This is a genomic window from Dinghuibacter sp. (genome assembly GCF_035492835.1).
In the GTDB taxonomy this organism is placed as follows: domain Bacteria; phylum Bacteroidota; class Bacteroidia; order Chitinophagales; family Chitinophagaceae; genus Dinghuibacter.
The window spans coordinates 1-25,931 of sequence record NZ_DATJIY010000168.1; the positions used below are offsets into that span (position 1 = coordinate 1).

Here is a 25,931-nt window from a genome sequence, read left to right on the forward strand (position 1 = left end):
CCCTGTTTTGCGAAACTTTTCGCAAAACAGGGGGAAAAGAGGCACCAACCCCTCATTCCTGCACTCGAGGCCTCCCGATAGGGGCGCTAGTGGAGCGGGTGCCGGGAACTACGAAGGGGCGAAGGGCCAGCCTACTTGGCCGTCTCGAGGGTGAACCCGAAGGTGGAACCGATATCGGGCTTGGAGCGCACGTGGATCACCTGGCCGTGGGCCTCGACGATGTGTTTGCAGATGGCCAGGCCGAGGCCGGAGCCGCCTTGTTTGCGGCTGCGGGCGGCGTCGGTGCGGTAGAAGCGTTCGAAGATGCGGTTGAGGTGCTCTTCGCTGATGCCGATGCCGTCGTCGGAGATTTCGACGAGGGCGTGCTTGCCATCGGTTTTGTAGACGCTGGCGATGATGGAACCGGAGGTGCGGCCGTATTTGATGGCGTTGTCGACGAGGTTGATCAGGACCTGGCGGATTTTTTCCTTGTCGGCCAGGACGGTCAGCGGGGCTTCGCAGCCTTTTTTGATGGAGGCCTTTATCTGTTTATCGCTGGCGCGGAGTGACAGGGAGTCGTAGACTTCGCGGATAAGCTCCTGGACGGCGAAGGGTTCTTTGTTGAGTTGCTGGTGGCCGCTTTCCAGTTTGGAGATTTCGTCGAGATCGTCCACGAGGTTGACGAGGCGGTCGACGTTTTTGGAAGCGTTCTCGAGGAACTTTTTGTGGACTTCCGGGTTGTTCATGGCCCCGTTGAGGAGGGTGTCGATATAACCCTGGATGGCAAAGATGGGGGTCTTTAGCTCGTGGGAGAGGTTTTGGAGGAATTCTTTCCGGAAATTCTCGTTTTGCTTGAGCACCTCGATCTCCGCGCGGCGCTGGAGGGCCCACTTTTCCACGTCCTCGCTCACCTCTTCGATGGTTTTTTGGGGGAGGATGTTCTTATAGTAAAACTCTTCCCGTTTGCTGGCCTTGGTCTGGTAGATGAACTTGTAAATCAGCTTTACCTTCCGGTAGATGAAGTTCTGGAGGCTATAAAAGATGAGGTTATACGATATGGCGAAGGTGACGATCAGGCTGATGAGCGCGCTCCACCACGTCTGGTGTATGATCAGGAATGCCAGGGCAACGACCACAGAGATGACCGCCGCATTGAAGAGGGCAATCTGCTGCGGAGTGAGGTTTTTCGTCTTGAACATGGTGCAAAGATCGCGCTAAAGCTCGAACTTGTAACCCACGCCCTTCACCGTTGTGATGCAATCCACCTCCAGCTTCTGCCGGATCTTACGGATGTGGACGTCGATCGTGCGATCGCCGACGATTACGTCGGTCCCCCATACCTGGCTCAGGATCTCGTTGCGCAGGAAAACACGACCCGGTCGCGAGGCCAGGAGCGCGAGCAACTCGAATTCCTTTTTGGCCAGGGTGATGTCCTTCTGCTGGTAGTTGACCAGGAACTTTTCCTTGTCGATCATGAGGTCCCCCACCTGGATCGTGTTGGCGGCCAGGGATGCATGGGCCACCTCCGCGGAGCGGCGGCGCGTCCGGCGGAAGAGGGCGTTGACCCGGGAAACGAGCACTTTGGGGCTAATGGGCTTGGAGACATAGTCGTCCGCGCCGGTTTCCAACCCGTGAATCTGGTTCTTCTCGTCGCTGAGGGCGGTGAGGAAGATGATCAGGGTTTCCCCAAAGCTCGGTTGCATACGAAGTATGTTGCATACCTCGATCCCGTTTTTCTTCGGCATCATGATGTCCAGGACGATCAGCTCGGGGTGGAATGCCCTCGCCTTCTCTATGGCTTCATCCCCGTCCTTGGCAGTAATGACCTGGTACCCTTCGGCTGCCAGGTTGTACTGCAGGATTTCGAGGATATCCGGTTCGTCGTCGGCGATTAGGATCTTTTTTCCCTTCGTATCCATCCAATGGTTTTTGTTAACGCAAAATTATGTCGACCCCTCCAAACCAATATTATAAAATTGTTAACGCAGTTACCGACCGGGGAGTCCACAACTCCATAATTGGTTGTATTTTTGCAGGAATTACGTGAAAATCGCCGTAGATGAAGGGATTATATTGCTCCGCCTTATTGATTTCCATGACTATATGCGCTTCGGCGCACGGACAGGAAGACTCCACAAAACTGCACATTCCACTCAACCGCCAGATTTTCCACGACCGCATCGACAACGAACAGGCCCGGGCCGACCTCATGGACGGCAAGCGGGACTCGATGCTCCACGTATCGCCCAGCCCGACCATCAACCGGCAGGCGTCGGACGCCATCTTTAAGCAAGTGGACTGGCTGCAATGGCGGATAGAAGCGGATACGCGCATTTCCGGGAACAACGAAAAGATCAAATACCTCCGGGACCTGGAAGACCTGGTCCGGGATTACCAGAATAAGTGGCTGAGCCATACGTTCAACCCGGATTATACGGCAGCCCTGGTCAAGGATTTTCAAAAGGTGATGGACGCCGATATAAGGGGCACCAGCATCGAGGACCTGATCCAGGAGATGCCCTACGACGTGGGTACCATCCTGGTCGCCATCTTCAACGATAACCCGGGGGCCCAGGCGGCTGGCAAGGTACTGTTCCTGAAGTATTGCGCCCTCCATACGAATTACATCCTGCCGAATATCCTGCCGTACAAGGACGAGCCGTTTGCCGACAGCCTGATCTCGGTCGTGGCGGTCAAACGCCCCCTGCAATTGTACAACTATGCCCAGGCGTTAGGCTCGCCGACCGCCAACCTCATCCGGCGGAACCCCGACAAAAAGGTGAAGGTGATCGTCCAGATGAGCGAATCCAAGGACGGGATGTTGTTTTTCCCCTTCCTGGACGACCTCCTGAGCGGTAAGCAAACGCCGGAGAACATCGGCAAGACCTTCGGGAGCGACGTGGATTACTATAAGCTACTCGTCAAGACCGAAATCGATTACTCCCACCGGTTACCTTCCGGGGACACCCCGATGGGTATGCGTAACCTGACCGACATGCTGCAGACAAAGGCGCTGAATGTATTCGTCAATACGATCAACGAGCTCCATGAAAAGCCCGACGCGATCAGGTTCAAGTGCCTCCAGCCCCTGAGCGCGGAGGAACTATACTACCTGATGGTGCTGACCGAGGACGACATCTTTACCTCCAGCTACGTCTATTGCTACCATAAGATGATGGAGAAAATCCCTTCCCATAAAGGAGACTCCCTGCTTTTGAACGTCTGGTTCGACAAGTTCAAGAAATTCATCAAGATGGCCGCCGCTTATAACACGCTGGGTGATTTCCTGGGTTCCATGAGTGATGGGCATGCCATGCCCCTGATGGCGGCCTTTGCCCGCAACCTCGACCGGACCGCGGACAACAGCCTGGAGGACGCCGTGGACGTGGCGGACTCGTACGCCAGTATCAGCGATCCCACTTTGAGGAGCCTCCTGCTGAACGAAGTGCAAAAAAGCTATACCACGGCGAAGACGACGGGCAACAAACGCGGCGAGGTGATCTACAACCTGCTCCAGACGATATTCGCTGCCGCGGATTCAGGGAGCCACGTCGACCTGACCCAGGAGATCGGGATTCCGCCGATTTACCGGGTGGACCATAAAAGCCTCGTCGACGACAGCGGCCGGGTGGTGGAACAGGTCTTCTTCTATGGGGATAAGGACGGTCTGCAGTCTTACGCCGATTTCATGGGTCTGTTCGGTGCGAAAGAATGGCGGGTTACCCGGGGTAAGGAATGGGTGACCATCCGTTCCATCCATGGCAAGCCCATATGGATATTTGCCAACCTGCCGCTGGACAACGTGACCGACCAGGACGCCCAGGCGCAAAAGGACCTGTGCGACTACCTGGATAAGGAAGGGCTGCACCCGACAGTCCTGATCCACCGGGGCCACAGCTACCACGTGAAATATACCATCGCGCAGATGCCACCTTCCTCCCGGATCGTGATCCTGGGCTCTTGCGGCGGATACAAGAACCTCCACGACGTGCTCGAGGTTTCACCGGATGCGCACATCATTTCTTCCAAACAGACCGGTACCCAAACGGTCAACGAGCCCATCATCCGGGCCATCAACAACGAGCTCCTGGCCGGTAAAGACATCGAGTGGATGTCGCTCTGGGCGAACCTCGCCAAGGAATTCAAGGGGAATGCGCAGGCGATGGACCGGTTCAGCGACTACATCCCCCCGCATAAGAACCTCGGCGCGCTGTTCATCAAGGCGTACAAGATCAAGATGGGGACAGAAGAGGATTAGTTGCTACCTTTGCGCTACTATGGCCAAGGATAGTCAGCAGCCCCGCAAGATCTTCGATTTTAGCGCGCTCAGAAAGGTTTTTCAATTCGTCGCCCCCTATCGCCGGAGGTTTTATTTTTCCATCTTCCTTGCCATCGCCCTGGCGGCCATAGCGCCTTTGCGCCCTTACCTGATCGAGGTTACGGTCAACGACTATATCCAGCACGACAAGGTGCGCATGCTGATCCTGATCACCGAATGGCAGATCGGTCTGATCATCATCGAAACGATCCTACGGTTTTATTTCACCTTCATCACCGCGTGGCTCGGACAGTCCGTGGTCAAGGACCTGCGGGTGACGATCTTTAACAAGATCCTCCGGCTCAACCTCGCCCAGTTCGACACGACGCCCATCGGGACGCTCACGACGCGGACCATCAACGACATCGAAACCATCAACGACATATTTGCGGAAGGGCTGATTCCCATCGTGGCAGACCTGTTATCGATCGTGGCGGTGCTGATATCCATGTGCTGGATGAACTGGCGGCTGACGCTGGTCTGTCTGATCCCCTTTCCGGTCCTGGTGGTAGCGACATATTATTTCAAAGAAAGCGTCAACCGCTCCTTCATCCGCGTCCGGAACGCGGTGGCGGCGCTAAACGCCTTTGTCCAGGAACACCTCACGGGTATACAGGTCGTCCAGGCTTTCGCCGCGGAGGACCGGGAATTCGCCCGGTTCAAAAAGATCAACAAGGAGCACCGCAACGCCAACATCCGTTCGATTTTCGCCTATTCCATCTTTTTCCCCATCGTGGAGATCATCCTGGCGTTGTCGCTGGGGCTGCTGGTCTGGTACGGAGCGCACCAGTCGCTCGATCCGCTGTTCCCCGACAAACAACGGCTCGCCGGGCAGATCGTAGCGTTCATATTGCTGCTGAACCTGCTTTTCCGGCCCTTGCGCGTCATCGCCGACAAGTTTAACGTCCTCCAGATGGGCATGATCTCCAGCGAGCGGGTGTTCAAGGTCCTCGATAACCCGGACACCCTGCCCGATACCGGCACGCAAGCGCCGGCTAACCTGGCGGGTCGGATCCGTTTCGACCACGTCTGGTTTGCCTATATAGACGAGCAATACGTGCTCAAAGACATAAACTTCGTCGTCGAACCCGGCCAGACCGTGGCCATCGTCGGTCATACGGGGAGTGGCAAAACGTCCATCATCAGCCTGCTCAACCGGCTGTATACCATCAATAAGGGCACCATTTTCGTGGACGATGTGGCTATCGAAGACTACAAATTGGAAGCCCTGCGTTCCCGGATCGGGATCGTGCTCCAGGACGTTTTCCTGTTCAGCGGGTCCATCCTGGAAAACGTCACGCTCCGCAATCCCGACCTGACCCGTGAGCGGGTGATCGAAGCGGCCAAGCTGATCGGAGTGCACGATTTTATCCTGCAGCTGCCCGGCGGGTATGACTATAACGTCATGGAGCGCGGGAACACCCTTTCGCTGGGCCAGCGGCAGCTCCTGTCCTTCCTGAGGGCCTTGTTGTACGACCCGGCCATCCTGATCCTGGACGAGGCCACGTCCTCGGTGGACACCGAGTCCGAGGCGCTGATCCAGCGGGCCATCGATACCCTGATCGCTGGCCGTACGTCCATCGTCATCGCCCACCGGTTATTCACCATCCGCAAGGCCGACAAGATCATCGTCCTGGAAAAGGGGGTTATACGGGAAATGGGTTCCCACGAGGAACTCCTGGAAAAGGGTGGTTATTATGCCCGGCTGCACCGGCTCCAATTCGAGAAGGATAATGTGTCGCTGAGGTGAGATTTTTAGTTAACTACATTTTAGGTGTCATTGCCCCAAATTCCTATCTTTGCGCCAAATTTGACCTCCGGTATGGGATCAAGGACCTTCAAATCTTTATTGGTAGCGGTTTTCAGCTTATTTATTACGTCTTTTTATAATACATCGTTTGCGGCCCCTCAAACCGACACGGCTGAGGTAAAGGCTCCCGCCAAATCGACGCATTTCGACGCGGGGAATGAGATACTGCACCACATTGCTGATGGATACGAATTTCATTTTTTTAGCATAAATGGGTTCAACGCGGTTCTGCCGCTCCCGGTGATCCTGTATTCCCCCCAGCGCGGCCTGAGCGTTTTTTCCTCCGCCCACATCGCGGAAGGGGAACCGTTCCAGGGCTACAAGCTGGATGACGGAAAGATCATTGCGGTGGGCCAGGACGGGACCAAGGACGACGCGGTCAAGGTCTACGACCTGTCCATCACGCGGAACGTGGCGCAGCTGTTCCTGTCCATGTTCCTGTTCGTGTGGCTGATGATTTCCGTGGGGAACACCTACAAACGGAAAGGCTACAAGGTGGCGCCCAGCGGCAAGGAGAACTTCCTGGAGCCGATCATCCTGTTCATCCGGGACGAGGTAGCGGTTCCCAACCTGGGTAAAAAAGCGGGTAAGTACATGCCGCTGCTGCTCACGATCTTTTTCTTCATCCTGGTGAACACCTTGTTTGGCCTGTTGCCCGGCTCGGCCAACGTCACCGGGAACATAGCGGTAACGATGTCGCTCGCGCTGGTATCGTATATCGCGATCCTGTTCTCCAGCAACCGCCACTACTGGGGCCACATGTTCTGGCCTCCCGGCGTTCCATTCTTTGTAAAGGTCATCCTGATCCCCGTCGAGCTCGTTTCGAACCTGGTCGTCAAGCCCGCGGCCCTCATGATCCGTCTTTTCGCGAACATGGCGGCGGGTCACATCGTGATCCTGAGCTTTATCTCGATGATCTTCATCTTTGGCGAAATGAACCAGGTGGCAGGCTGGGGCTTTATGCCGGTATCCCTGCTTTTTTGCGTGTTCATCTACTTTATCGAGCTCCTGGTGGCCTTTATACAATCCTTCATCTTCGCGGCTTTGACGGCGGTATTCGTCAGCCAGGCCATCGAGGGACACGACCACGAGGAAGAGCACGGGCATGGCAGCCACGACCACGTTCAGTACGACGATCCTTTAATAGTCTAGCTTTTTATATATTAAACCAAGTAGTATGTTGCACACATTGTTACAAGCGGGCTCGGGTATGGCCCAGTTCGGTGGCGCGGTAGGCGCAGGTCTGGCAGCCATCGGCGCCGGCATTGGCATCGGTTTGATCGGTAAGGGCGCGGTGGAATCGATCGCCCGTCAGCCGGAAGCAACCGGTGACATCCGCGCGAACATGATCCTGACAGCGGCGCTGATCGAAGGCGTTGCCCTGTTTGCGGTTATCGCCGGTCTGCTGGCGGTCCTGTCGAAGTAGTCCGCTTCAAAGACTTACTGCATCCCGATGCACAGGGCGGACGGATGCAGTATCCTTTATTATTCTGAATTTTATATATTATAACAGTATGTTGCCACCGCTTTTAACACCAGGACTCGGTCTCTTTGTTTGGAACCTCCTTGCTTTCGTGATCGTTTTCCTGCTCCTGAAGAAGTTCGCCTGGAAGCCTATTATGAAATCCCTGGGCGATCGGGAAAAACATATCGCCGATTCCATCGCCACCGCCGACCGCGTAAAAGCGGAGATGGCCCAGCTGAAGAACGAGAACGAAGCCCTGATGGCCCAGGCCCGCGAAGAGCGCTCCCAGATGCTGAAGGAAGCCAGGGAAGCCCGGGACAAAATCGTGCAGGAAGCCAAGGACAAGGCCAAGGCCGAAGCCGCCAGGATCGTCGCCGAAGCGCAAGTGACCCTGGAACAACAAAAACAAGCTGCCATCACCGACGTTAAGAACCAAGTCGGGAACCTGGTGGTGGAGATCGCCGAAAAGGTCCTCCGCCGCGAGCTCGCCGCTAAGAGCGCGCAGGAACAATATATTCAGGAACTGTCCAAAGACGTTAAGCTGAACTGATGAGTAGCCGTCTAGCAACGAGATACGCCAAAGCGCTCATCGACCTGGCTGTCGAAAAGAACAGCCTGGAGGAAGTGCGCGCCGATATGTTGTACTGGCAAGCCGTTTGCCAGGCCAGCCGCGACCTGGTGAACATGCTCCGGAGCCCGGTCATCAACGGGGACAAAAAACTGGCCGTCCTGCAAAAGATCGGGCAGGGGCACCTGGGGACATTTACCGGCGCTTTTTTTGCCCTGCTGATCCGCAAGGGCCGGGAAAACGACCTCCCTGAGATCATCGACGCCTTCCTGGAGCAATACAACGTGCTCAAGGGTATCCATACCGTCCGGCTGACTACAGCCGCGGAAGTGGGGGACAGCGTACGGCAGACGCTCCAGGAACGCCTGAAGACCGACCTTTCCCTGGACAAGGTCGTCCTGGAGACGGTCGTCGATCCGTCGCTGATCGGTGGCTTTACCATGGAGTTCGACGGCAAAATGGTCGACGCCAGCATCGCCCGTGATTTGAGGGACATCCGTAAACAGTTCTCCGACAATACTTATATAGCAAAAATTTCAAAGTAGCATTATGCCAGATATAAAACCAGACGAAATATCCGCGATCCTGCGCGAGCAGCTGAGCAACTTCAACGTAAGCGCCGAACTGGAAGAAGTTGGGACCGTTCTCCAGGTGGGTGACGGTATCGCCCGTGTTTTTGGCCTGAACAACGTCCGCTCCGGTGAGCTGATTACTTTTGAGAACGGCGTCAACGCCATCGCCCTCAACCTCGAGGAAGACAACGTCGGGGTGGTATTGATGGGTGAATCTTCCGGTATCCGCGAGGGTGACAAAGTGCGCCGGACGGGTAAGATCGCCTCCATAAAGGTGGGCGAAGGGCTGCTCGGCCGCGTGATCAATACGCTGGGGAACGCCATCGACGGTAAGGGCCCCATCAGCGGAGAACTGTATGAGATGCCCCTGGAACGCAAAGCCCCCGGGGTTATCTACCGGGAGCCGGTCAAGGAACCGCTGCAGACCGGTATCAAAGCCATCGACGCCATGATCCCCGTCGGCCGCGGCCAGCGGGAGCTGATCATCGGGGACCGTCAGACGGGCAAGACCGCCATTGCCATCGACACCATCATCAATCAAAAGGAATTCTTTAAAGCCGGGCAACCGGTATACTGTATCTATGTCGCCATCGGGCAGAAGGCATCCACCATTGCGGGTGTGATGAAGACGCTCGAAGAAAACGGCGCCATGGAATACACCGTGATCGTGGCCGCGCCTGCCGCCGACCCCGCTCCCCAGCAATTCTACGCGCCTTTCGCCGGCGCCGCCATCGGGGAGTATTTCCGGGATACCGGCCGCCCCGCCCTCATCATTTATGACGACCTTTCCAAACAGGCCGTGGCCTACCGCGAAGTCTCCCTGCTGCTCCGTCGTCCGCCCGGACGCGAAGCTTACCCCGGGGACGTCTTCTATCTCCATAGCCGTTTGCTCGAACGCGCCGCCAAGATCATCGCTAATGACCAGGTAGCCTCCCAGATGAACGACCTGCCGGAATCCATCCGTCACAAGGTCAAGGGTGGCGGTTCGCTGACCGCGCTGCCGATCATCGAGACCCAGGCCGGCGACGTATCGGCCTATATTCCTACCAACGTGATTTCCATCACCGACGGTCAGATATTCCTGGAAACCAACTTGTTCAACGCCGGTATCCGGCCCGCGATCAACGTGGGTATCTCGGTCAGCCGCGTTGGGGGGAACGCCCAGATCAAGTCGATGAAAAAGGTCGCCGGCACGCTGAAGCTGGACCAGGCCCTTTACCGCGAAATGGAAGCCTTCTCCAAGTTCGGGGGCGACCTGGACGCCGCCACCAAGGTGGTCATCGATAAAGGCGCCCGTAACGTGGAGCTCCTCAAACAGGGCCAATTCCAACCATACGCGGTGGAGCGCCAGGTGGCTATCATCTATCTGGGTACCCAGGGTCTGTTGCGGGATGTACCGGTTCGTCGCGTAAAGGAATTCGAAGAGCAGTTCCTCCTGGAAATGGACAACAAGCTCCCGGATGTGCTGGCCCAGTTTAAAAAAGGCGCCCTCCCCGACGACGGAGTCGCCAAAATGGTAGAGCTGGCGCGCAACCTGGTTCCCCAGTTCAAATAGGGGCCGTAGATTTACGTGGCCACTGTAGGATAACTACGGCATAACAAAATAAATTAATGCGATCTATAAAAGGGTCGCATTTTTTTGTACCTTTCCGTTGAACTTGTATCGGTTCTGTGGCCTGGAATACCCCAGCTACCCACCAGATGGCAAGCCTCCCTAAATCCGTATATATGAAAACAGTTGTACGCTTATTCCTCTGCGGCTGGATGCCTTCACGCGCCTGGGTTCTTTTACCGGCGCGAGTTTCAAGAAATGTTATGGTCCCCCTCGTAAAACCGCTTGGTTAAGGGCCGTTCTATTTTTGTACAGGTAAATCCAGTCCTTATGAAGCGGCATCTATTATCCGTCCTTGTGGCGCTCACCTTCTGCGCCGGTCTCCGGGCACAGACCAGTACCTCGGCAACCGTGTCGTATGTATTGGGCCTGGGGGACAACGTGACATGCGTCACGGCGACGAACCCGGTCACCCACAAGACGACTACCACGGAAACCCAGAACGACGGGTTCATTTCACTGCAATATCAGCCCAACAGCAATTCATTGGTGCAAGCCGGCTGGTCGAGCAACCCCTGTATGCCCACGTTCCCATCGTTTGCCAACAAGACTTCCTATAACGGGTCTTTTGGTTCGGGACCGGTGCAGATCATGCAGTCTTCCATGGCCTACAACCCGAAGGACCAACGGGTCTATTTCTACACCTACGTCGATACCACCGTCGGGGGCAATAATTTATTTAATACGTATGTCTATAGCTGGCCGGTGGGTACCTGTCCAGCAAACAATACCTACCCCCAGACGGAATACAAGCTGTCCTACCTGTTACCCTGTTTTGACAACAACGGTAACGCCTGGGCCGTAAATTATAGCGGCTCGGCGCCTTACAGCCTTAGCCTGCAGGAATTTGTCCCGAGCGGTTCAACCTTTATTCCGGGAGACACCAACCACATTTACTATACGGCTGGCGCACAGCCGGTCAACAACGCCTTCGGGGATATTATCTTCACCCCGGGCGGCACCATGTTGATCATCACGGACAACAAGGAATACGCCATCAATTATAACGGGTATAACGGCAGTACCATCTCCAACCAGGTGCTGGCAACGTATGTAGGTAAGCTTACGCCGCCCAGCGGCACCAACCTCGTGGGGCTGGCTTATGCCGGCGGTAGCCTGATTGGCTCCATGTTCCCCAACAGTGCTCCCGGTTGCGGTACCGCCAACTATGGCGACGTCAATATCCTCACCGGCCAGTCGACGCCCGTCACGACGAACAGCGGTTTTTACTCGACCGACAACTCCGACGTCGTCAGCGGCGTGGGCGCCGCCAAGTCCCTGGTATCCGTGACGCCAACCGGGGTATCGGGAGAGTATACGGCAGTGTACAATGTATTCGTCCAGAACTTCGGGAACTACCCCGTCAGTTATATACAAGCCCACGACAACCTGGCCAATATCGTGCACGGGAATCCCGCCAACGTAAAAAGCGTTTCCATCGCCTTTGCGGGTACGCCCCCGCCCGCCAGCTATGGCATTAACCTGAACCCCGCCTATAACGGGACCACCAACGACAGCCTCCTGGTATCCGGCGGTACCTTGTACAACTACCCTATCGCCAACGACGACTTTACCATACAGATCACCGTTACCCTCGACAACATCCAGTCCGGGATCATTTATTATAATACCGCCGTCGCCACCGGGGTCGGCCTCGGCGGGGACCGGTTGATCGACACGTCGACCAACGGTTCGAACCCCGACCTCAACCTCAACGACAAGCCCGACGACCCGGGCGAGGACATACCGACACCCTTCCTGATCAACGTGACGCCCACGTCACAGCCGTGTACGACACTGCCCACGCTGATCTTCCAAGACAACTTTGGAACGGGGAGCAGCACCTTGTCCAAAACCCTGCCAACGGGGGTCACCAGCCAATATACCGGCCAGACCACAAAACCCCTGGCCATAAACTCATATACACTGTCCAACAACGCCAACAACGCGGACAACAGCAACTATATATCGCTCACGGACCATACTACGGGTACCGGCAATATGCTGATCGTCAACGCGGACCTTGGCCAGAACGTGATCTATCAGCGAAAGCAGACGGGCTTGTGCGCGAACCTCAAGTATTCGCTCAACGCGTACGCTGCCAACATCGACGATACCACGGAGATCGCTTTCTGTAACGCCCTCGGCGGTTATCAACCCCCGAACCTGACGTTCCAGCTGTTCGACTCCGCGGCCAACCTGGTGATTGCGAACCTGTCGACCGGTCCGATCATGTCCCACACCTGGACAAGCTATGGGATGCGCGAACCGCTACCGACGCAATCGACCGGTACCGTTTATCTACAAATTATCAATAACGGTGGCGGCGGTTGCGGTAACGACTTCGCCCTCGACGACGTACAATTCGGTCTTTGCGACCCATTACCGACGATCAGCGTCGACGGTGCGCACGCCGGTTGTAAGGACTCCAGTACGGTATTGCGGGTGTCGCTCCTGGATACCTCGGTGTTCGGTACCGACATCCTGGCCTTCCAGTGGCAAGACTCCATACCGGGTGGCAGCTGGACGAATACATTGCCCCCGGGCGTACAGGGTTCGGGTAACGCCGACACCCTGGCGATCAACCCGGTGGAGGCCGCTAACGCCAACCAATACTACCGGGTCAACGTGGCCGCCGTCGGTAACCTCTTTACCGGCTGTAGCTACTATTCTCCTGCGTTCCTGATCTCGCTCAAGGCGTCCTCCAAACCGCCTACATCGATCAGCGCCAACCCGGGCACCGTGGAGGGATGCTCCGAGGTCCCGATAACCCTGACCCAGCAAGGCGGCTTCCTGGGTGACGGCGGTCAATACGTTTGGTACACGGCGGGTTGCGGTACGGGTACGCCCATAGGCACGGGTCCGTCGATCACGGTGGAACCGACGACCACGACGTCATACTTCGTGCGGGCCGAGGGCGCTTGTAACAATACCATCTGCGCCGCTACCGCCATCACGGTTGCCTGCGCGCTGCCCACCGACCTCATCTATTTCCATGGCAGCTACGCCAATGGCATCGCAACGCTCAGCTGGGATGTAACCGACAACCAGAACCTGAGGACCTTCTATGTGGAACGTTCCATCGACGGGGTGAACTTCAGCCCGATCGACTCGGTCAATACGGCCGCCACCGATGGAGAAGTGAGCTATAGCTATGACGACAACGTGGCCTCTTTGCATACCCAAACCATATCTTACAGGATCGTCCTGGTCTTTAAGACTGGCGACCAGAAATCCAGCTCCGTCGTGGTGGTGGCCAAGCCGCTCAGCCTGGAAGAAGGCCTGGTGGTATACCCCAACCCTGCGTCGTCCCAGCTTACCATCTCGGTGAACTCGGATAAGGAAGAGCAGCTGTCCTATGTCCTGATCAACATGCAGGGTCAAACCCTCGCCTCCGGCGCCCAAACCCTTACGAGGGGCGCCAATTCGATCAGCGTCAACGGGCTGCAGTACATTTCGAGCGGGGCGTATATCCTGCGGATACAAACACAGGACTATGTCGTGCAGAAAAAAGTGATTATTCAAAAATAAGCGTGGGCTGCCCTATTCTTCGGTCATAGCGCGCTTATAGAAAACGAGACACCCCCTGACCCTTTTTTCCCTCGTTTTGCGGAGCCCCGCAAAACGAGGGAAAAAAGGGTCAGGGGGTGTCTCGTTTTCTGGAGGCATGCTTGCTGACCGGTTGGGGGCAGGCGGCAAAACTTTTTTGCGGGGAATGTTTGGTTTATAAAATAAACCAGTTTACATTTGAGATAAATTTAGAAAAATGCGCCTGGTTTTGACCTTTTCCGTTTTGATGGGGCTGTGCCTGCAGGGCATGGGGCAGGTCCGTATTTCGGGGCAGGTAGTCAATAAAAAGAAAAAGCCGGTCCCGGGGGCCAGTATTGCCGTCAAGGACAGCTATGACGGGGCGACGTCGGATTCGACGGGGCACTTCTCGTTTACTACCACGGAAAAGGGGCGGGTGCTCCTGGAGGTCACGGCCGTGAGCTATAAGGACTATGACGCCTATATAACCCTGACGGGGGCGCCGGTCCAACAGGATATAGTCCTGGCAGATAACGTGAGTGAATTGGGGGCGGTGGTCATTACGGCGGGCAGCTTTGCGGCGGGGGACAAACAAAGGGGAACCGTGCTGAGCTCCCTGGACATCTATACCACTGCCGGCGCCAACGCCGACATCACCTCCGCCATCAAAACCCTCCCCGGCGCCCAGCAGGTCGGCAACCAGACCGGGTTGTTCGTGCGCGGCGGCACCGCCGAGGAAACCAAGGTGTTCATCGATGGCAGCCTGGTCAACAACTATTTCTACACGGGTACGCAGGACATCGCGTCGCGGGGACGGTTCTCACCCTCGCTTTTCCAGGGGACGGTGTTCAGCTCGGGGGGATACTCCGCCCTCTATGGACAGGCCTTGTCATCCGCGCTGATCCTGGAATCCACCGACCTGCCCGATAAAACACAGGGCAACCTGGGTATATCCACCGTCGGTCTCAGCGGCGGGTACGACTACCTGGCCCCCAACAAGCGCTACAGCATGGGGTTCGACTATAGTTATGTCAACCTCTGGCCTTCTTTCCAGATCATCAAACAAACCCCGGACTATTTCCGGGTCCCCGTCAACCAGACAATCGAGGGGAACTTCCGCGTCAAGACCGGGAAGAACGGCCTGTTGAAATTCTACGCCTATTATTCCGGGGACCGCTTTGGGCTGCGCCGGCCGGACATAGATTCGGGGAACCTGAAGGACGCATTCAGCCTCCAAAACGGGGATTTCTTCGGGGACCTTTCCTGGAAGCAGAAATTCGGCAAATGGCGCCTGACGCTCTCGACGTCCTATAGCAACAACCTGGACAAGATACAGGCGACGCTGCAGGACGCGGAAAACCAGCCCGTCAAAATACCGGCCTATCCATATGATGCCAAAGACCTGTGGGCACACAATCTGGCGCAGCTGGCCCAGGGTAAGGCGATACTGGAGTACAAGCTCCACGGCTTGAGCGCCATCCGGGTAGGGGGTGAATACCAGTATGGATATTATCAAAGTCAATTCTACAACGATACCATTCCCCATGTGACTACGGGGTGGACGGATAATTATACGGCGGCTTTTGCGGAGGCGGACATCTATATAACGCCGCTGCTGGCCTTGAAGCTGGGCGGACGGGCTGAATACTCGAGCCTCCTGGCGAAGACCGACGTGGCGCCCCGCCTGTCTGCCGCCTACAAGGTCGGACCCGGGCAGTTTTCCCTGGCCTATGGCGTCTTCTACCAGAAACCCGACAACAACTACCTGCTCTTCGGGCAGGACAAGGATTACCAGAAGGCTACGCACTACATCGCCAACTACCAGATCATGGACCTCGACCACACGTTTCGACTGGAAGGGTTCTACAAAAAGTACAACTACCTCACCAAGACCTTCCCGGATACGGCGGGTAACGGTTTTGGCTACGCCAAGGGTATCGAGCTATTCTGGCGGGACAAAAAGACCTTCAAGGGGATCGACTACTGGGTATCCTATTCTTACCTGGATACCAAGCGCGACTACCTGAATTTCCCCTACGAAATGGAACCCAGTTTCGCCGCCCGGCATACCGCCTCGGTCGTCGTCAAGAAATTCGTGCAGAAGTGGAAAACCGGTTTCAACGTGAGTTACAGCTTTGCGACCGGGCGACCGTATTACAATATTTCGGACTACGCAAAGGACTATTATTATATCGCGGACCAGGGGCGAACCATTCCTTACAACAATATGAGCCTCAGCATTAACTATATCCCTACCCTGAGCAAACCCAACAGCCGGCACTTTACGGTCTGGGTATTGTCCCTGAACAACATTCTCAATATAAAGGAGGTCGACGGCTACAACTACTCGTACGACAACCAGATCAAGCAAGCCATCGAGCCTCCGGCCGGTCGCTTCCTGTTCGTGGGTTGTTTTATCAGCTTCGGCGTCGACCGGACACAGGATGCCATCAATAATAACTTATAAATTCAATCTGTATGCAACGTTTCTTTTCAACCGTCATCGCCCTCGTGATCGCCACCGGATTCACCGCCGGCGCCCGCGCGCAAAGCGCCAAATACCACGATGCCATGAAACAGTCCGTGGACCAGCTCGATACCGCCCACACCGTGGCCAGCATGGTCGATCTTGCGAACCGTTTCGAGCGCATCGCCGACGCGGAAAAAACACAGGGTCTGCCGTACTACTACGCCGCCTATTGCCAGCTTATGAGCGTCATGCTGGGTACCGATAAAACCAAGGCCGACGAAATCGCGGACAAGGCCGAGACCCTTATATCCAAGGCGGAGTCCCTGGACAAGCCAACCTCCGAAACCTATGTCATCCGCTCCATGATCGCCACCTGTCACCTGATGGTGGATCCCCAGAACCGCTATATGCAATACGGTGCCGCCTCCGGCGAGGCTATCCAGAAGTCCGAGCAGCTCGACCCGGGCAATCCGCGGCCGGTGTACCTGGAAGGGCAGTCCAAGTTCTATACGCCCGAAGCCTTCGGGGGTGGCAAAGCCGTTGCCAAGCCGATCTTCGAAAAAGCCAAAACGATGTTTGCTTCCTTCAAGCCGGCGTCCGATATTGCGCCACAGTGGGGGGCGCACGCCACCGACTACTTCCTGTCGATGTGCAACTAGACCATGTTATTCAACCCGACAACCCATGCAAGAAGAACCCATGAGCGGGCAGGATAGCCTGCGGATCATCGAAGAGATGATCAATACCGCCAAAAGTCATTTCAACGAAGACGGCCACCTCTTGCTATTATGGGGGTGGATCGTCTCTTTTTGTAGTGTCACGGACTACCTGGTGCTCCGGTTTGCGGAGGTGCCCTGGCACTCGGTCGTATGGTTGCTGACGTGGGTCGCCCTGGGCTATCAGTTCTGGTATATACGGAACAAGCGGCGTCGCCGGCGGGTCAGGACCTATACCGACGATATCCTGGTCGCCGTGTGGATAGCGTTCGTGGTGGCGCTGCTCCTGGTGACGGTGGCGCTCGGAAATATCTACCACGCGGTGGGCAGGGATTTTTATGTTTTTGTCAACCCGATCATCCTGGTACTGTATGGGATACCCACTTTCCTGTGCGGGACCATCCTGAAATTCAAACCCCTGGTGGTTGGCGCGATCGGTTGCTGGATACTGTCATTGGTCACCCCCCTTTTACCGGACGCGGAGCAGCTGCTCATGCCCGCGGCGGGTATGCTGATCGCCTGGATCATACCGGGATATATGGTGCGGGCGCGCTATCGTCAGGGCGAATCTTTGCGTCATGGACTTTAAAGAGCTGGACCCGATATTGCATTCGCAGCTGCGGCTGGCCATCATGTCGCTGCTGATCAGCGTCAAGGAGGCCGAGTTCACGTTCCTGAAGGAAAAGACGAGCGCCACGGCGGGCAATCTCAGCGTTCAGCTCAACAAGCTTAAGGAAGCGGGGTATGTCGAGATCGTCAAGCAATTCAAGAACAACTATCCCCAGACGATCTGCAAAGTGACGCCTGTGGGTGTCGATGCATTTTCGGCGTATGTAAAGGCGCTGCAGTCTTACCTGCCCAAGTAGCCGTATATTTATGGTCTCATGTCGACCGTTGCGCGCGTCAGGAACCTGACGAAACATTTTGATACATTGACCGCGGTAAATGACCTCTCGTTTACCGTGGAGGAAGGGGACGTCTACGGCTTTTTGGGACAGAATGGCGCCGGCAAGTCCACCACGTTGAGGATGTTGTTGTCCCTGATCCGCCCCAGCTCCGGGAATATAGAGTTGTTTGGCCTATCCCTGGCATCTCACCGCCGCGATATTTTGCGGCAGGTGGGCGCCGTCATCGAGCAGCCGGAATTATATCCCTTTTTTACTGGGTTGGAAAACCTCCGCGTCTTTGCCCGGCTGAGCGGCAAACCCCTGCGCCGGGCCGCGCTGCTCGAACAGCTCGAGGTTGTGGGGCTTGCGTCCAGGGCCGACGACAAGACCGCCACCTATTCGATGGGGATGAAACAACGCCTGGGCCTGGCCGCCGCGCTGGTCCACGACCCGGCCCTGCTGATCCTGGACGAGCCTACGAACGGGCTCGATCCCCAGGGGATCGCCGATATGCGTAACCTCATACTGTCGCTCAGCAGGGATCGGAAAAAAACATTGATCGTCTCTTCGCATTTGTTGAGCGAGGTACAGGTCATCGCCACCCGTATGCTGATCATCGACAGGGGACGTAAAATCGTGGAAGGCGCGTCCGCCGAGCTATTGAATCCTTCTGACACGCTGGTGTTGCTGGAGACCGAAGACGATGCCGCGGCGCGCGCGCTGCTCGCCGGGTCGCCCTATGCTGCGGCGCTTGACGGCCGGTATCTGACGCTGCGTCTGCCGGGCGCCGAAGTGCCTTCGCTGAATGCATTCCTGGTTTCCCACGGCGTCCGGGTCACCCGGCTGGAGCCCCGGCATTCCCTGGAAGACTATTTCTTACAACTAACCGCCCCCGCAACCCATGTGGCCCCTTTTGCGCATTGAGCTCTGGAAGATATTCCGGAAGCCCCGGACCTACATCAGTTTCCTGGCGATCGCGGCCATGGTGTGGCTCATCCAGCTGGGACTTTATTCCGACGGGGAAAGTTATATCCGTTTCGGCATGCAGTCCCTGACGAGCTCCTTCGACCTAAGCGGTCACATCCTGAACGGCTACCTGGTTTGTTACATCATCCTCCAGACGTTCCTGATGCAGGTCCCGCTCCTGATCGCGCTCGTCGCTGGGGACATGATCGCCGGGGAGGCCGCGGGCGGCACCCTCCGGTTGCTGTTGACCAAACCACCCGGTCGTGGTCAGCTGCTGGCGGCCAAATTCACCGCCACCTTCGTGTATACGGTGTCGTTGTTGGTTTGGATGGCGTTGCTCGCGCTCCTGGGCTCGGTGCTCATATTCGGGCGCGGCGACCTGATGATCATGCGCAACACCGAGATGGACCTGATCCTCTCCGGAGACATCCTTTGGCGCTACTTTGCCGCGTTTTGTTTCGCCACCGTCGCGATGACGGTCGTCGGTTCGCTGGCGCTCCTGTTCAGCATCCTCTCCGAAAACGCCATCGGCCCTATCGTCGCCACGGTCAGCGTCGTCATCGTACTAACCATCCTCAGCACCATGGATATCCCTTTTTTCGACCGGCTGAAACCCTATCTTTTTACGACGCATATGCTCGGGTGGAAGGGTTTTTTTTATTCGCCCGTCCCCTGGAGGGATATACTTCGCTCCGCGGGTATCCTCGTGGCGCATATCGTGGTGTTGGCGGGGGTGGGATGGGGTATTTTTAAGAGAAAAGATATTTTGAGCTAGTTATGGGATTACGTATCGCGATGTTTTTCTGGGCGGCACTGGCCGCGGCGCCTGCGGGCCGCGCGTCATTTGCTCGTGCGACCGCCCGCCACACGGCCGTGTCGCCGCAGCGGGACGTGAAGGTCTTGCTGGCGGCGGTGCGCGCGAAGGTGGAGTCGGTGCGCGACTACTCCGCGGACGCGCGGCTGGTGATCGATGTGTCGTTTATGAAGGTGCCACCCTCGGATGTAAGGGTCTATTTCAAACGGCCGGACCAGTTCCGCGTGATCAAGCAGGGTGGTATCTCGATCCTGCCAAAAGGCGGTCTCAACGTCAGTCTGAACGCCTTGCTCAAGGAAGGCGACTTCGCTGCCGTCGACGCCGGGAACGAAGGCGGTCTCCGCGTCGTAAAGCTGGTCCCGCTCAAAGACGGGGGAGACATCGTCCTTACGACCCTTTATATCGACGAGACCACCCTGCTGGTCCGCCGGGCCATCACAAGCACCCGTAACAACGGCACTTTCGAGCTCGACCTCGACTATGGACGGTACGCTGCCTACGCCCTCCCCGACAAGGCGGAATTCATTTTCAACACCGCCGGCTACAAGCTGCCCAAGGGGTTGTCTTTGGACTACGATCCCCACGGGTCCGCGAATGCGCCGGCGCCGCCGGCGGATGCGAAGGGGAAGATTACGCTGCTGTATGCAAAGTATGTGGTGAACAAGGGGGTGCCCGACGGCATCATTCAATAGGGGCCTCCGGACGGGCGCAGGCGCGCGCTACGTTGACTTGTTTTTGTTGAACAGGTAGTTCGCCACGATCACCAACAACCCGATCACATTGATCGTGGTCGTCGTCAGGAGGGTGATGAGGACCTTGTCAGATAGACAGAGTATGCCCAGACCGCTCAACGCCAGCAGCGCGACCACCGATACAAGCCAGAAGAACACCATGACGAATATCAGGAGGCTGTGGGTCTTCCGGGCCTTGTTATCGCCGGTGATCTTCTCGAATTTGGCCTGGAGAAGGTCGTTTTGGATTTTTAGCTTTCTTACTTCTTCTTCCCTCTTGACATTGAGGGTTTGCTCTTCTTCCACGAAGGCGCTGTCCGCCGGTAGGGCGGCGCCAGCCTGTGTGCCGGTCATTTCCTGGTTGATGGATTCGGGGGTTCGGACGGAGAGGTCTCTAGCCATTGGAACTAGCCATTGGAAGTCAATACCCCGGTAAAATATTTCTCGATCCGGTCATTCCTGATGGGGATGGACATCGTGTCCGGTTTAAAGGCCTCCGCCCAGGGGGAATCCGGTTTATGGGTCCAGGCGGACAAGTCGCGCGCCGATACGTCCCCGGTCGCGTCCCAGGTGTAATTGATAGCGTCCTCGGCCCTGGCGCCCAGCTCCGCCAATTCCAGCTCCAGGTGCTGCTCGTCCGGGATCAGGGTCGTGTCCACGATGTCCTCGCTCCCATAGAGTTTATACGTCTCGTAGATCGACGGGATCACCGGGCCGAACTTCCAGGCCTCGAATCCTTCCGTGATCAGGGGCGTGCCATATTTGGCCAGGTGGTAGCCATGGGCGAAGTAAACCATCTTCTGCACCTTCATCTGGGTCACCGGCTTCCCCTCCATGATCCCTCTCTTTACGAAGGCGAATGATATTAACGCGGCAGCGTAGGCCATTTGGTTGTGTATTTACCAAGGTAAATTTACTAATTAATTTAGCATATTCACCGCTTCGTCAGAAATATTAACCATTTTTTGGCCGGGGGGCGGCCGCCGGAGGCACGCTATTCTTCCGCCCCGCGCTCGTCCTCCGCATTGCCCACCACCTGCGCGGAAATCTTTTTCAACGGATTCCGGTGGTTGTCGGAGTACTCCTTGCGCGCGCGGATGATGTCGATACAGGCGAAGATCGCGGCGCGGAGGGAGGATGCGTCGGCCTTGTTCTTGCCGGCGATGTCGAAGGCGGTTCCGTGATCCGGGGAGGTGCGGATGCCGCGGAGACCGGCGGTATAGTTTACGCCGTCACCGGTGGCCAGCGACTTGAAGGGGATCAGACCCTGGTCGTGGTACATGGCCAGCACGGCATCGAATTTTTCGTACTGACCGCGGGCGAAGAAGGCGTCGGCGCTGTAAGGGCCAAAGACGAGGAGGTTATGGTGCTTGAGCTCCTTAATCGTGGGCTTGATGATGGTCTCTTCTTCTTTCCCGATCAGGCCCTCGTCCCCGGCATGGGGATTCAACCCAAGAACCGCGATGCGGGGCTTGTCGATGCCGAAGTCGCGGCGGAGGGCGTCGTGGAGGATCTGCAGCTTGCTGGAAACGGTTTCCCGGGTGATATATTGGGCGATGTCCTTGACGGGGACGTGCTCGGTGACCAGGCCGACCCGGAGGTTGGGCGCGGTCATCAGCATCAGGGCATCCGACGCCTGGAAACAGGCCTTGAGGTAAGGCGTGTGACCGGTATAGGGGAATTCGTCGCTCTGGACGTTGCTTTTGTGGATGGGCGCGGTGACGAGCCCGTCGATCAGTTGCTCCTGGAGCGCCTTGACGGCGGCATTGAGGGAGCGGATCGCGTAGCGGCCGCCCAGCTCGGTGAGCTGGCCCGGGGTGACGTTGACGTCTTCTTCCCAGCAATTCACGACGTTCACCATCTTGGGGTTGTAGTGACCAGGTTCCTTGAGGTTATGAAAGTTGAGGTTGATATCCGGTATCGATTTGCGGTAAAAGTTCAGGACCTTGCCGCTAAGGAAAACGACGGGGGTAAACAGCTCCAGCAAGCGGGGGTCGCTCAGGGTCTTTATGATCAGTTCGGGACCGATCCCGTTGATGTCGCCCGAGCTCAGCCCGATGACGGGCTTCCTGTATTCTGCACTCATCTACGTCTAATTTGGCGTAAAAATATACTTTTGAGGCCATGTACACCCTAAAAAAATCGCTGGGGCAGCACTTTTTGAAGGACGAGAACGTGTCGCGCAGGATCGTGGAAGCGCTGCGGGAGCGGCCGCTGGAGCGCTTGCTGGAAGTAGGTCCGGGCGGCGGAGCCCTGACCAAATACCTGCTGGAGCTGGAAGGGGTGTCTTTTACGGCCGTGGAGCTCGACGACGAAAAAGTGGCCTACCTGGAAGCGACCTACCCCGCCATCCGCGGAAAGCTCATCAAGGGCAGTATCCTCGACATTCCCGCGCCCTGGGCCGGGCCTTTCACGCTCGTCGGCAATTTCCCGTATAATATTTCCACGCAGATCCTTTTCCGCGTCCTGGACTGGAAAGACCAGGTCGAATGCATGGTCGGGATGTTCCAGAAGGAGGTGGCGCAGCGCGTGGCCGCGCGCGAAGGGTCCAAGACCTATGGTATCCTGAGCGTGTTGGTGCAAGCTTTTTTCCAGGTCGAGTACCTGTTCGAGGTGGGGGAAAACGCCTTTACCCCTCCTCCCAAAGTCAAGAGCGCTGTTATCCGGCTGACCCCCAGGACGGACGTTCCCGACTTCCGGTCGGAGGAGCACCTCAGACTGCTGGTCAAAACAGCGTTCAACCAGCGCCGTAAGATGCTGCGAAACGCCGTGAGGGGACTTTTTGCGCCGGAGACGCTGAGCGACCCGCTCTTCGACAGGCGGGCCGAACAGTTGAGCGTTGCCGAGTTTGCGGCGCTTACGCATAGGATGAACTAGGCGGGCATCTTTCCGCGGCATAACTTTGCGGGTATGCGAAAGGTGATCATAACCGCGAAGAGCCATGAAATCCTCAGAGAACGGCTCCCCCTGCACGGCTACCAGGTAGACTACAAACCGGACATTACTTACGACGAATTGAAGAACTCGCTGGACCGCGTGGAAGGCCTCATCGTCTCCACCCGCATCCCCATCGACCAACCGCTGCTGGAAGCGGCGCAGGACCTGCGTTGGATCGGCCGGCTCGGGAGCGGCATGGAGCTGATCGACGTCGAATTTGCCCGTTCCCGGGGGGTCAAAGTGGTGAGCAGCCCCGAAGGGAATTGCGACGCCGTGGGCGAACACGCCCTGGGGATGTTGCTGGGGCTGATGAACCGCATCGCCTGGAGCCATCGCGAAGTGGGCGAAGGACTTTGGAAAAGGGACGCTAACCGGGGGTGGGAGCTGGGCGGGCGCACCGTCGGGATCGTGGGGTTTGGACATACGGGCGCCGCTTTTGCCAAAAAATTACAGGGCTTCGACGTCACCATACTGGCTTATGATAAATACAAGTCGGGTTTTGCCAGGGGCAATATACGGGAAGCCAGCCTCGAGCAGGTTTGCCGTTATGCGGACGTCCTGAGCTTCCACGTACCGCTGACCGGGGAGACACGGCACATGGCGGACACGGCCCTTTTCCGGTCCCTGGGTCAAAAACCCTGGGTGTTGAACACGTCGCGAGGTGAGGTGTTAAGGACCACAGCCGTAGTACAGGCGCTCAAGGAAAACCGGATCGCCGGGGCCGGTCTGGATGTGCTTGAAAATGAACGTCCGGAAACCTACACCCCGGAAGAAAAGGCCGAGCTCCAGTGGCTGACCGGCCAGTCGAACGTGCTGATAACCCCGCACATAGCGGGTTATAGTCATGAATCCTTCTACAAGATGAGCAAGGTGATCCTCGAAAAATTGGGCTTGGATAAATAAGCATTTTTGAGTATCTTCAGGCAAATTGGTATATTTGCAGGACATGCAACGCTGCACACACGTGTGGCGTTGTATTTTTTTTCACCCCCCACCAAGGGGCGTTGTTAAATGTGGAAACTATGAGTGGGATTAATTATTTGACCAAGGGAACCTTGGACACGATGAAGGAAGAGCTCACCCGGCTCAAGACGTCCGGGCGGGCCGAAATTGCCCGGGCGATCGCCGAGGCCCGGGAAAAAGGAGACTTAAGGGAAAACGCAGAATATGACGCGGCCAAGGAAGCCCAGGGTCTTCACGAAGCAAAGATCGCGGAACTCGAGAACGCTATCGCCAATGCGCGCGTGGTCGAAGCCGACAGCATCGATACGTCAAAGGTCTCCATCCTGACGAAGGTCACGATCACCAATGTCAGCACCAAAAAAACGGTGACTTACCAGATCGTCTCCGAAAAAGAGGCGGACCTCAAGAGCGGCAAGATTTCAGTGACTTCTCCCATCGGGAGGGGGTTGCTGGGCAAGTCCGTGGGGGAAGTCGCCGAGGTCACCGCGCCGAACGGATTGATGAAATTCAAGATCGACCATATCGGAATCTAGCCGTGCCGGAGCTCCGGCGCCAACCGTCAACATGACTATTTTTTCCAAGATCATCGCTGGTGAGATTCCGAGCTACGCGGTAGCCGAGAACGATCATTTTTTTGCCTTTCTCGACATCTTTCCACTGGTGGAGGGACATACCCTCGTCGTGCCCAAGATCGAGATAGACCGGTTTTTCGACCTGCCGGACAATTACCTGTCCGAAATGCTCGTTTTTGCAAAACCGCTGGCCCGGGCCATCGAGCGGTCTTTTCCGTGCGACCGTTGCGGGTTGAGCGTGGTGGGTCTGGAAGTCCCCCACGCACACCTGCACCTGGTGCCGATCCGTTCATCGGACGACCTGAATTTCACCCGGGGCAAGCTCAGCGTGACCCCGGAAGACCTGCGACGCGCACAGGTGAAGATCGTAGCGGCGCTGGCGCAAGGCTAAACGCCACCACCGGCCGCATCGGCGCCCGGGTCAAACCCCCTTCACGCGGCCAGGATTCGCCGAGATAAAAGAACCCCAATCCGCCGCTTTTTGCACTGACCTTCTCCCCCCTGTCGTCCCCGAAATCGAATTTGCCTGATAATGGTGACACAGTGCCACGGCCAATCCGTCGGTGGCATCTAAAAACTCCGGGCGCGCCTGGAAACCCAGGATGTGCTGGAGCATCCGTAATACCTGTTCCTTGTCGGCGTTGCCTTTGCCCGTGATGACCTGCTTCACGGTCTTGGGCGGATATTCCCGGACCGGGAGCCCGGCATGCATCGCCGCGGCGATGGCCACGCCCTGGGCCCTGCCCAGCTTTAGCATACTTTGTACGTTCTTACCGTAAAAGGGGGCTTCGATCGCGAAGGCGGTGGGTCTATACGTTTGAATGATGGTCGTGACTTTTTGATGGACCAGGTGCAGCCGCTCATAGCTATCCATCTTGGGCGACAGCTTGAGCACGTCCATGGTCAGCAACCGGGCCGATTTCCCTTCCGCCGCCACCAGTCCGTATCCCATCACCAGGGTGCCCGGGTCGATGCCCAGTATAATGGTCTCCATTCCCCGAAAGATACGTACGTTTGAAGAAT

Annotated in this window: 25 protein-coding genes; 19 read left to right on the plus strand and 6 right to left on the minus strand. The window is 56.8% G+C overall.

Annotated features, from left to right (window positions below; all coding sequences use genetic code 11):
* Nucleotides 1-131 precede the first annotated feature (131 nt).
* Together VL547_RS15750 and VL547_RS15755 are read right to left on the minus strand one after the other, a co-directional pair.
* Nucleotides 132-1,178, minus strand: a complete 1,047-nt coding sequence (locus tag VL547_RS15750) for a sensor histidine kinase (protein WP_325579510.1) — start codon at nt 1,176-1,178, stop codon at nt 132-134.
* Between the two features lie 15 nt (nt 1,179-1,193).
* Entirely contained in the window at nt 1,194-1,898 is a 705-nt protein-coding gene (locus VL547_RS15755; RefSeq protein WP_325579512.1) for a response regulator transcription factor, read from the minus strand.
* 140 nt (nt 1,899-2,038) lie between these two features.
* Here VL547_RS15755 and VL547_RS15760 point away from each other — a divergent pair, with 140 nt between their 5' ends.
* The 15 genes from VL547_RS15760 (at nt 2,039) to VL547_RS15830 (ending at nt 20,397) form a co-directional block, all read left to right on the plus strand.
* The gene (locus VL547_RS15760; RefSeq protein ID WP_325579514.1) at nt 2,039-4,237 is read left to right on the plus strand and encodes a hypothetical protein; all 2,199 of its coding nucleotides are present in this window, start codon (nt 2,039-2,041) and stop codon (nt 4,235-4,237) included.
* A gap of 19 nt (nt 4,238-4,256) precedes the next feature.
* Entirely contained in the window at nt 4,257-6,047 is a 1,791-nt protein-coding gene (locus VL547_RS15765) for an ABC transporter ATP-binding protein (protein WP_325579516.1), read from the plus strand.
* 72 nt (nt 6,048-6,119) lie between these two features.
* Nucleotides 6,120-7,259 (plus strand): F0F1 ATP synthase subunit A, encoded by a 1,140-nt coding sequence (gene atpB / locus VL547_RS15770; RefSeq protein ID WP_325579518.1) that lies wholly within the window; start codon nt 6,120-6,122, stop codon nt 7,257-7,259.
* A 58-nt stretch (nt 7,260-7,317) separates the two neighbouring features.
* On the plus strand, nt 7,318-7,533 hold the full coding sequence (atpE, locus tag VL547_RS15775; protein WP_325579580.1) for an ATP synthase F0 subunit C: 216 nt from the start codon (nt 7,318-7,320) through the stop codon (nt 7,531-7,533).
* An 88-nt stretch (nt 7,534-7,621) separates the two neighbouring features.
* Nucleotides 7,622-8,122: a F0F1 ATP synthase subunit B gene (gene atpF, locus VL547_RS15780; RefSeq protein ID WP_325579520.1), complete on the plus strand. Its 501-nt coding sequence runs from the start codon at nt 7,622-7,624 to the stop codon at nt 8,120-8,122.
* Complete coding sequence (atpH, locus tag VL547_RS15785; protein ID WP_325579522.1) at nt 8,122-8,685, plus strand: ATP synthase F1 subunit delta; 564 nt, start codon at nt 8,122-8,124, stop codon at nt 8,683-8,685. Before atpF ends, atpH begins: the two co-directional genes overlap by 1 nt.
* 4 nt (nt 8,686-8,689) lie before the next feature.
* A complete protein-coding gene (atpA, locus tag VL547_RS15790; protein ID WP_325579524.1) occupies nt 8,690-10,267 on the plus strand; it encodes a F0F1 ATP synthase subunit alpha in 1,578 nt (525 codons plus the stop codon).
* Between the two features lie 327 nt (nt 10,268-10,594).
* Nucleotides 10,595-13,855, plus strand: coding sequence for a T9SS type A sorting domain-containing protein (locus VL547_RS15795; RefSeq protein ID WP_325579526.1), 3,261 nt, complete (start codon nt 10,595-10,597; stop codon nt 13,853-13,855).
* Nucleotides 13,856-14,090: 235 nt separating this feature from the next.
* Nucleotides 14,091-16,319, plus strand: coding sequence for a TonB-dependent receptor (locus tag VL547_RS15800; protein ID WP_325579528.1), 2,229 nt, complete (start codon nt 14,091-14,093; stop codon nt 16,317-16,319).
* A gap of 11 nt (nt 16,320-16,330) precedes the next feature.
* Entirely contained in the window at nt 16,331-16,981 is a 651-nt protein-coding gene (locus VL547_RS15805; protein WP_325579530.1) for a hypothetical protein, read from the plus strand.
* A gap of 25 nt (nt 16,982-17,006) precedes the next feature.
* Complete coding sequence (locus VL547_RS15810; RefSeq protein ID WP_325579533.1) at nt 17,007-17,627, plus strand: hypothetical protein; 621 nt, start codon at nt 17,007-17,009, stop codon at nt 17,625-17,627.
* Nucleotides 17,617-17,904, plus strand: a complete 288-nt coding sequence (locus VL547_RS15815; RefSeq protein WP_325579535.1) for a transcriptional regulator — start codon at nt 17,617-17,619, stop codon at nt 17,902-17,904. The genes VL547_RS15810 and VL547_RS15815 overlap by 11 nt, the downstream gene beginning before the upstream one ends.
* Before the next feature lie 18 nt (nt 17,905-17,922).
* Nucleotides 17,923-18,849: an ABC transporter ATP-binding protein gene (locus VL547_RS15820; protein ID WP_325579537.1), complete on the plus strand. Its 927-nt coding sequence runs from the start codon at nt 17,923-17,925 to the stop codon at nt 18,847-18,849.
* A complete protein-coding gene (locus VL547_RS15825) occupies nt 18,839-19,666 on the plus strand; it encodes an ABC transporter permease (RefSeq protein ID WP_325579539.1) in 828 nt (275 codons plus the stop codon). Before VL547_RS15820 ends, VL547_RS15825 begins: the two co-directional genes overlap by 11 nt.
* Before the next feature lie 2 nt (nt 19,667-19,668).
* Entirely contained in the window at nt 19,669-20,397 is a 729-nt protein-coding gene (locus tag VL547_RS15830) for a hypothetical protein (protein WP_325579540.1), read from the plus strand.
* Between the two features lie 27 nt (nt 20,398-20,424).
* Here the strand turns inward: VL547_RS15830 and VL547_RS15835 are convergent, their stop codons facing one another.
* From VL547_RS15835 to pdxA, 3 genes are all read right to left on the minus strand, one after another.
* Nucleotides 20,425-20,838, minus strand: coding sequence for a hypothetical protein (locus tag VL547_RS15835; RefSeq protein WP_325579542.1), 414 nt, complete (start codon nt 20,836-20,838; stop codon nt 20,425-20,427).
* Nucleotides 20,839-20,843: 5 nt separating this feature from the next.
* Entirely contained in the window at nt 20,844-21,323 is a 480-nt protein-coding gene (locus VL547_RS15840) for a Panacea domain-containing protein (RefSeq protein ID WP_325579544.1), read from the minus strand.
* Nucleotides 21,324-21,430: 107 nt separating this feature from the next.
* Nucleotides 21,431-22,522: a 4-hydroxythreonine-4-phosphate dehydrogenase PdxA gene (gene pdxA, locus VL547_RS15845; RefSeq protein ID WP_325579546.1), complete on the minus strand. Its 1,092-nt coding sequence runs from the start codon at nt 22,520-22,522 to the stop codon at nt 21,431-21,433.
* A gap of 38 nt (nt 22,523-22,560) precedes the next feature.
* Here pdxA and rsmA point away from each other — a divergent pair, with 38 nt between their 5' ends.
* From rsmA to VL547_RS15865, 4 genes are all read left to right on the plus strand, one after another.
* Nucleotides 22,561-23,313 (plus strand): 16S rRNA (adenine(1518)-N(6)/adenine(1519)-N(6))-dimethyltransferase RsmA, encoded by a 753-nt coding sequence (rsmA, locus tag VL547_RS15850; protein WP_325579548.1) that lies wholly within the window; start codon nt 22,561-22,563, stop codon nt 23,311-23,313.
* A 33-nt stretch (nt 23,314-23,346) separates the two neighbouring features.
* Nucleotides 23,347-24,276 carry an NAD(P)-dependent oxidoreductase gene (locus VL547_RS15855; RefSeq protein WP_325579550.1) on the plus strand — a complete coding sequence of 310 codons (930 nt, stop codon included), beginning with the start codon at nt 23,347-23,349 and terminating at the stop codon, nt 24,274-24,276.
* A 119-nt stretch (nt 24,277-24,395) separates the two neighbouring features.
* Complete coding sequence (gene greA, locus VL547_RS15860; RefSeq protein ID WP_325579552.1) at nt 24,396-24,869, plus strand: transcription elongation factor GreA; 474 nt, start codon at nt 24,396-24,398, stop codon at nt 24,867-24,869.
* Nucleotides 24,870-24,900: 31 nt separating this feature from the next.
* Nucleotides 24,901-25,299, plus strand: coding sequence for an HIT family protein (locus VL547_RS15865; RefSeq protein ID WP_325579554.1), 399 nt, complete (start codon nt 24,901-24,903; stop codon nt 25,297-25,299).
* A gap of 30 nt (nt 25,300-25,329) precedes the next feature.
* Here VL547_RS15865 and ruvC read toward each other — a convergent pair whose 3' ends face one another.
* Nucleotides 25,330-25,902, minus strand: coding sequence for a crossover junction endodeoxyribonuclease RuvC (ruvC, locus tag VL547_RS15870; RefSeq protein ID WP_325579556.1), 573 nt, complete (start codon nt 25,900-25,902; stop codon nt 25,330-25,332).
* Nucleotides 25,903-25,931 lie beyond the last annotated feature (29 nt).

Bases quoted from the DNA above. Each gene is read 5' to 3' on its own strand.
- rsmA (WP_325579548.1), top strand. From the start codon at position 22,561: ATGTACACCCTAAAAAAATCGCTGGGGCAGCACTTTTTGAAGGACGAG.
- VL547_RS15810 (WP_325579533.1), top strand. From the start codon at position 17,007: ATGCAAGAAGAACCCATGAGCGGGCAGGATAGCCTGCGGATCATCGAA.
- atpA (WP_325579524.1), top strand. From the start codon at position 8,690: ATGCCAGATATAAAACCAGACGAAATATCCGCGATCCTGCGCGAGCAG.
- VL547_RS15840 (WP_325579544.1), bottom strand. From the start codon at position 21,323: ATGGCCTACGCTGCCGCGTTAATATCATTCGCCTTCGTAAAGAGAGGG.
- VL547_RS15750 (WP_325579510.1), bottom strand. From the start codon at position 1,178: ATGTTCAAGACGAAAAACCTCACTCCGCAGCAGATTGCCCTCTTCAAT.
- atpE (WP_325579580.1), top strand. From the start codon at position 7,318: ATGGCCCAGTTCGGTGGCGCGGTAGGCGCAGGTCTGGCAGCCATCGGC.
- VL547_RS15820 (WP_325579537.1), top strand. From the start codon at position 17,923: ATGTCGACCGTTGCGCGCGTCAGGAACCTGACGAAACATTTTGATACA.
- atpB (WP_325579518.1), top strand. From the start codon at position 6,120: ATGGGATCAAGGACCTTCAAATCTTTATTGGTAGCGGTTTTCAGCTTA.
- atpH (WP_325579522.1), top strand. From the start codon at position 8,122: ATGAGTAGCCGTCTAGCAACGAGATACGCCAAAGCGCTCATCGACCTG.
- atpF (WP_325579520.1), top strand. From the start codon at position 7,622: ATGTTGCCACCGCTTTTAACACCAGGACTCGGTCTCTTTGTTTGGAAC.
- VL547_RS15805 (WP_325579530.1), top strand. From the start codon at position 16,331: ATGCAACGTTTCTTTTCAACCGTCATCGCCCTCGTGATCGCCACCGGA.
- greA (WP_325579552.1), top strand. From the start codon at position 24,396: ATGAGTGGGATTAATTATTTGACCAAGGGAACCTTGGACACGATGAAG.
- VL547_RS15755 (WP_325579512.1), bottom strand. From the start codon at position 1,898: ATGGATACGAAGGGAAAAAAGATCCTAATCGCCGACGACGAACCGGAT.
- VL547_RS15760 (WP_325579514.1), top strand. From the start codon at position 2,039: ATGAAGGGATTATATTGCTCCGCCTTATTGATTTCCATGACTATATGC.
- VL547_RS15865 (WP_325579554.1), top strand. From the start codon at position 24,901: ATGACTATTTTTTCCAAGATCATCGCTGGTGAGATTCCGAGCTACGCG.
- VL547_RS15835 (WP_325579542.1), bottom strand. From the start codon at position 20,838: ATGGCTAGAGACCTCTCCGTCCGAACCCCCGAATCCATCAACCAGGAA.
- VL547_RS15765 (WP_325579516.1), top strand. From the start codon at position 4,257: ATGGCCAAGGATAGTCAGCAGCCCCGCAAGATCTTCGATTTTAGCGCG.
- VL547_RS15795 (WP_325579526.1), top strand. From the start codon at position 10,595: ATGAAGCGGCATCTATTATCCGTCCTTGTGGCGCTCACCTTCTGCGCC.
- ruvC (WP_325579556.1), bottom strand. From the start codon at position 25,902: ATGGAGACCATTATACTGGGCATCGACCCGGGCACCCTGGTGATGGGA.
- VL547_RS15800 (WP_325579528.1), top strand. From the start codon at position 14,091: ATGCGCCTGGTTTTGACCTTTTCCGTTTTGATGGGGCTGTGCCTGCAG.
- VL547_RS15855 (WP_325579550.1), top strand. From the start codon at position 23,347: ATGCGAAAGGTGATCATAACCGCGAAGAGCCATGAAATCCTCAGAGAA.
- VL547_RS15830 (WP_325579540.1), top strand. From the start codon at position 19,669: ATGGGATTACGTATCGCGATGTTTTTCTGGGCGGCACTGGCCGCGGCG.
- pdxA (WP_325579546.1), bottom strand. From the start codon at position 22,522: ATGAGTGCAGAATACAGGAAGCCCGTCATCGGGCTGAGCTCGGGCGAC.
- VL547_RS15815 (WP_325579535.1), top strand. From the start codon at position 17,617: ATGGACTTTAAAGAGCTGGACCCGATATTGCATTCGCAGCTGCGGCTG.